The sequence below is a fragment of the Kitasatospora nipponensis genome (assembly GCF_039528135.1).
GTDB lineage: Bacteria > Actinomycetota > Actinomycetes > Streptomycetales > Streptomycetaceae > Kitasatospora > Kitasatospora nipponensis.
In genome coordinates, this window is record NZ_BAAALF010000309.1 from 1 (window position 1) to 5739 (window position 5739).

Sequence of the window (5739 nt, forward strand, 5' to 3'; positions counted from 1 at the left end):
GGTCCGGGTCGCCCGCGCGCTCCACAGCGCGCCGGCCGACCTGGCGCTGGCCGCCGCGGCCGGCGCCGACCCGAGCGGCGCGCGCCGGTGAGCCGGGCCCCGGCCGCCGCCTCGCCCTACGCCCGGCTGGTCCTCGACACGATGCCGCAGGCCTGCCGGATCGGTCTCGCGCTCGGCTTCGTGCGGACCTTCGGCGTCCCCGAGGTGGCCACCGTGCTGCACGGCACCGGCCGGCTGTCGGCCGTACCCGGCGAGCGGGCCAAGGCCACCGGGGTGGCGATGTTCGCGCTGATCGGTCACGGCCCGGGCAGTGCGGCCGGTCGGAGAGTCGTCGAGGAGCTCCGCCGCCTCCACGACCGGCCGGACATCACCCCGGAGTTGATGCACTACGTCCTGGCCTGCTTCACGCTCTGCCCGCTGCGCCTGATCGACGGGTACGGCCCGCGCCCGGTCTCCGGGGCCGAGCGGGCCGCGGCGTTCGCCTTCCACCGCGAGCTCGCCGACGCCCTGGGCCTGCCCCCGGTCCCGCAGCCGGACCTGCCGGCGCTCGGGAGCTGGATGCGCGACTTCGAGGAGCGCCGCTTCGCGCCCAGCGCCGCGGCGCACGCCCTGTGGCGGAGCACCGGCCCGGTGCTGGCCGCCCGGCTGCCCGCCGCGCCGACGCCGCTGGCCGGCGTGCTGGCCGCGGCGCTGCTCGACGATCCGCTGCGCGCCGCCCTCGGGGTGCGCCACCCGCCGGCCCCGGTCCGCGCCCTGGCGGCCGGCGCCCTGCGCCGCGGCCTGCGCACCACCTGACGCGGCAGCGCACCGGCGGCGGCCGGTCAGCGCTACCGGTCCGGCCCGGCGCGACGTGCTCGGCTCAGCGCGGCCAGGCCAGCGGCCGCAGCACGTCCAGCACCGCCGCCCGGTCCGGCGCCGCCGCGAAGAACTCCGCGTCCGCCTGCTCCACCACCGCCACCGCCCGCACCGCCACCGCCACGCCGCTCGCGGTGATCGCCAGCCGCTTCATCCGGGTGTCCGTCGCGTCGACCTGCCGGGTCAGGAACTCCTTGGCCTCCAGCCGGCGCAGCACCTGGGAGGCGGTCTTCACCTCGGTGCCGGTGTACTGGGCGAGTTCGAGCTGGTTGGGACGTCCGCCCTGCTGGTCCAGCCACCACAGGCCCGCCAGCAGCACGAACTGCGGGTGCGTGAGGTCCAGCGGGGCCAGGGCGGCGGCGATGCCGCGCTGCCAGCGCAGCGTGGCGTGCCACAGCAGGAAGCCGGGGCTCTCCTCCGGAGTGAGCGCCATCCGCCCGCCACCTCGATTCCTCGTCGACACTTACAGTACCCAGAGACTATCCGCACGACGACTGTCCGACCACCCCCCATCCCGCGCGGCTCCCCACGCGCGCCCGTCACCTGCGCCGCCGGGCGCTGCCGCCTCCACCGGATGTGACACTGGAGCCGCCGAGACAACGCGCAGAAACTGAGGTGCGGCCGCCCGCCCCTCCTTGCGAACCTAGAGGGATGCCCGCAGTGAGTTCTCCCGCAGCCCAGCCGTCGACCGACCAGCCACCGGCGGCCGGGGACCCAGCCGGCGAGGCCGGGGCACGCCCCGCCGCCGCGGCCCCCGGCATCGGCGAGCTGGCCGCCCGGCTGCCCGAGCTGACACTGCGCGACCAGCAGCGGATCGGCCGCCGGCTCGAGGGCGCCCGGCGGATCCACAAGGCGCCGGCCCGGGAGAAGGTCACCGCCGAACTCGCCGCCGACATCGAGCGCGCCGAGCTGCGGGTCGCCCAGCGCCGCGCCGCCGTCCCGGAGATCCGCTACCCCGCCGAGCTGCCGGTGAGCCAGAAGAAGGACGAGATCCTGGCGGCCGTCCGCGACCACCAGGTGGTCATCGTGGCGGGCGAGACCGGGTCGGGCAAGACCACCCAGATCCCCAAGATCTGCCTGGAGCTCGGCCGCGGGGTCAAGGGCCTGATCGGCCACACCCAGCCGCGCCGGATCGCCGCCCGCACCGTCGCCGAGCGGGTCGCCGAGGAACTGCGCAGCCCGCTGGGCGAGGCCGTCGGCTGGAAGGTCCGCTTCACCGACCAGGTCGGCCAGGACACCCTGGTCAAGCTGATGACCGACGGCATCCTGCTGGCCGAGATCCAGACCGACCGCGAGCTGCGCCAGTACGACACTCTGATCATCGACGAGGCCCACGAGCGCAGCCTCAACATCGACTTCATCCTCGGCTACGTCAAGCAGCTGCTCCCGCGCCGCCCGGACCTCAAGGTCGTGATCACCTCCGCGACCATCGACCCGGAGCGCTTCGCCAAGCACTTCGGCGACGCCCCGATCGTCGAGGTCTCCGGCCGCACCTACCCGGTCGAGGTCCGCTACCGCCCGCTGGTGGACGAGGCGGACGAGGAGGGCGACGACGTCGAGCGCGACCGCGACCAGATCCAGGCGATCTGCGAGGCCGCCCAGGAGCTCCAGGCCGAGGGGCCGGGCGACATCCTGGTCTTCCTCTCCGGCGAGCGCGAGATCCGCGACACCGCCGACGCGCTGGGCAAGCTGAACCTGCGCTCCACCGAGATCCTCCCGCTCTACGCCCGGCTCAGCTCCGCCGAGCAGCACCGGGTCTTCCAGCGCTCCGGCAGCCGCCGGATCGTGCTGGCCACCAACGTCGCCGAGACCTCGCTGACGGTGCCCGGCATCAAGTACGTGATCGACCCGGGCACCGCGCGGATCTCCCGCTACAGCCACCGCACCAAGGTCCAGCGGCTGCCGATCGAGGCGGTCAGCCAGGCCAGCGCCAACCAGCGCAAGGGCCGCTGCGGCCGCACCAGCGACGGCATCTGCATCCGGCTGTACTCGGAGGAGGACTTCCTCGCCCGCCCCGAGTTCACCGACGCCGAGATCCTGCGCACCAACCTCGCCTCGGTCATCCTGCAGATGACGGCGGCCGGCCTCGGCGACATCGCCGCCTTCCCCTTCCTCGACCCGCCGGACTCGCGCAACATCAAGGACGGCGTCAACCTGCTGCACGAGCTCGGCGCGCTCGACCCGCAGGAGAAGGACGTCCGCAAGCGCCTCACCCCGCTGGGCCGCAAGCTCGCCCAGCTCCCGGTCGACCCGCGCCTGGCCCGGATGGTGCTGGAGGCGGACCGCAACGGCTGCGTGCGCGACGTCATGGTGATCGCCGCCGCGCTCTCCATCCAGGACCCGCGCGAGCGCCCCACCGAGAAGCGCCAGGTGGCCGACGAGCGGCACCGCCGCTTCAACTCCGAGACCTCCGACTTCCTCTCCTACCTGGCGATGTGGCGCTACGTCAGGGAGCAGCAGAAGGAGCTCTCCTCCTCGGCCTTCCGCCGGATGTGCAAGTCCGAGTTCCTGAACTACCTGCGGATACGGGAGTGGCAGGACATCTACACCCAGCTGCGCACGGTGGCCAAGCAGCTCGGCGTGACCATGGACGAGCCGCATCCCGACGCCGAGCCGGACGCCGACCGGATCCACCAGTCGCTGCTGGCCGGCCTGCTCTCCCACCTCGGTCTCTACGACGTGGAGAAGCGCGAGTACGGCGGCGCGCGCGGCGCCCGGTTCGCGGTCTTCCCGGGCTCGGGCCTCTTCAAGAAGCCGCCGCGCTGGGTGATGTCCGCCGAGCTGGTGGAGACCTCCCGGCTCTGGGCCCGGATCAACGCCAAGATCGAGCCCGAGTGGGTGGAGCCGCTGGCCGCGCACCTGATCAAGCGCACCTACAGCGAGCCGCACTGGGAGAAGAAGGCCGGCGCGGTGATGGCCTTCGAGCGGGTCACCCTCTACGGCATGCCGATCGTGGCCCAGCGCAAGCTGAACTACGGCCGGATCGACCCCGAGCTCTGCCGCGAACTGTTCATCCGCAACGCCCTGGTGGAGGGCGACTGGGAGACCCACCACCACTTCTTCGCCGCCAACCGCACCATGCTCTCCGAGGTCGAGGAGCTGGAGAACCGCGCCCGCCGCCGGGACATCATGGTCGACGACCAGACCCTCTTCGACTTCTACGACGCGCGGCTGCCGCAGACCATCGTCTCCACCCGGCACTTCGACGCCTGGTGGAAGAAGGCCCGGCACGAGTCGCCCGACCTGCTCAACTTCGAGAAGTCGATGCTGATCAACGAGGCCGCCGGCGGCATCACCGAGGCGGACTACCCGGACCACTGGCAGCAGGGCAAGCTCCGCTTCAAGCTGACCTACCAGTTCGAGCCGGGCAGCGACGCGGACGGCGTGACCGTGCACATCCCGCTGCCGGTGCTCAACCAGGTCACCTCCGAGGGCTTCGACTGGCAGATCCCGGGCCTGCGCGCCGAGCTGGTCACCGCCTACATCCGGGCACTGCCCAAGGCGATCCGGCGCAACTTCGTGCCGGCGCCGGACTTCGCCCGGGCCGCGCTGCGCGAGATGACGGACCGCCAGGAGCCGCTGCTGCCCACCCTGGAACGCATCCTGCACCGGATGTCGGGCCTGCCGATCCCGCCCGAGGCCTGGGACGACGAGCGGGTGCCGGACCACCTCAAGGTGACCTTCCGGGTGGTGGACGGCAAGCGCAGGCTCGCCGAGTCCAAGGACCTCGAGGAGCTGCGGCTGGCGCTCAAGCCCAAGCTCAAGGAGACCCTCTCCTCGGCGGCCTCCGGCCAGGGCATCGAGCGCACCGGCCTGACCGCCTGGCCCGCCGACCTGCCGCTGCTCCAGCGCACCTTCGAGCAGCGCTCGCGCGGCCACTCGCTGCGCGCCTACCCGGCCTTCACCGACCAGGGCGAGAGCGTGGCGATCCGCCTCTTCGACACCCCCCAGGCCCAGGAGCAGGCGATGTGGACCGGCACCCGCCGGCTGCTGCTGCTGACCACCAACTCCCCGGCCAAGGGGATCCAGGCCCGGCTGGGCAACCAGGCCAAACTGGCGCTCTCCTACAACCCGCACGGCTCGGTGCCGGCCCTCTTCGAGGACATCACCTCCTGCGCGGCCGACCGGCTGATGGTCATCGGCGGTGGCCCGGCCTGGGACGAGGCGGCCTTCGCCAAGCTGCACGACAAGGTGCGCGCCGACCTCTACGAGCTCGCCGCGGACACCACCCTGAAGACCGCCGGCGCGCTGGTGGCCTTCCACCGGGCCACCAACCGGCTCAAGACGGTCAGCAGCCCGGTGCTGCTCTCGGCGGTCAACGACATCAAGCTGCACCTGACCTCGCTGGTCCACCCGGGCTTCGTGACCGCCACCGGCTGGCAGCGGCTGCCGGACCTCAAGCGGTACCTGGCGGCGGTGGACCGGCGCCTGGAGGCGCTGCCCAACCACCCGCAGCGCGACCTGCAGCACCTGCTCAAGGTGCAGGACGTGCAGCGGGCCTACGGGGAGCTGCTGGCGGCGGTGCCGGCCGGGCGGCGGCCGAGCCCCGAGATCCGGCAGATCCGCTGGATGATCGAGGAGCTGCGGGTGAGCTTCTTCGCGCAGTCGCTGGGCACCCCGACGCCGGTCTCGGAGAAGCGGATCCTGCGGGCGATGGACGCGGCGGCCGGCACGCTCTGAGCCCGCTCCTGAAGCCCGCTCAGCAGGCCCCGGGTCGGACCGGCGGCGATCGCCGCAGCCGGTTCGACCTGGGGGCCTGACATGCAGTACGATCTGTCTTGTCGCTGCGAGGTGCAGGGGCAAGGCGGTAAAGTCAGCAAGAACACTCTGGTCCTGTGGAGCAGTTGGTTAGCTCGCCACCCTGTCAAGGTGGAGGTCGCGGGT

At 72.7% G+C, this 5739-nt stretch carries 3 protein-coding genes; 2 read left to right on the forward strand and 1 reads right to left on the reverse strand.

Annotated elements, in window-relative coordinates; translation table 11 throughout:
- Nucleotides 1-87 precede the first annotated feature (87 nt).
- Nucleotides 88-795, forward strand: coding sequence for an oxygenase MpaB family protein (locus ABD323_RS39030; RefSeq protein WP_344446853.1), 708 nt, complete (start codon nt 88-90; stop codon nt 793-795).
- Nucleotides 796-859: 64 nt separating this feature from the next.
- Here ABD323_RS39030 and ABD323_RS39035 read toward each other — a convergent pair whose 3' ends face one another.
- Nucleotides 860-1288, reverse strand: coding sequence for a MarR family winged helix-turn-helix transcriptional regulator (locus ABD323_RS39035; protein WP_344446854.1), 429 nt, complete (start codon nt 1286-1288; stop codon nt 860-862).
- A gap of 326 nt (nt 1289-1614) precedes the next feature.
- On the opposite strand from ABD323_RS39035, the gene hrpA reads away from it, so the two are divergent.
- Nucleotides 1615-5535: an ATP-dependent RNA helicase HrpA gene (hrpA, locus tag ABD323_RS39040; RefSeq protein ID WP_344446855.1), complete on the forward strand. Its 3921-nt coding sequence runs from the start codon at nt 1615-1617 to the stop codon at nt 5533-5535.
- Nucleotides 5536-5739: the final 204 nt, after the last annotated feature.

Coding starts and splice junctions, on each gene's coding strand:
- ABD323_RS39035 (WP_344446854.1), bottom strand. CDS start 1,288: ATGGCGCTCACTCCGGAGGAGAGCCCCGGCTTCCTGCTGTGGCACGCC.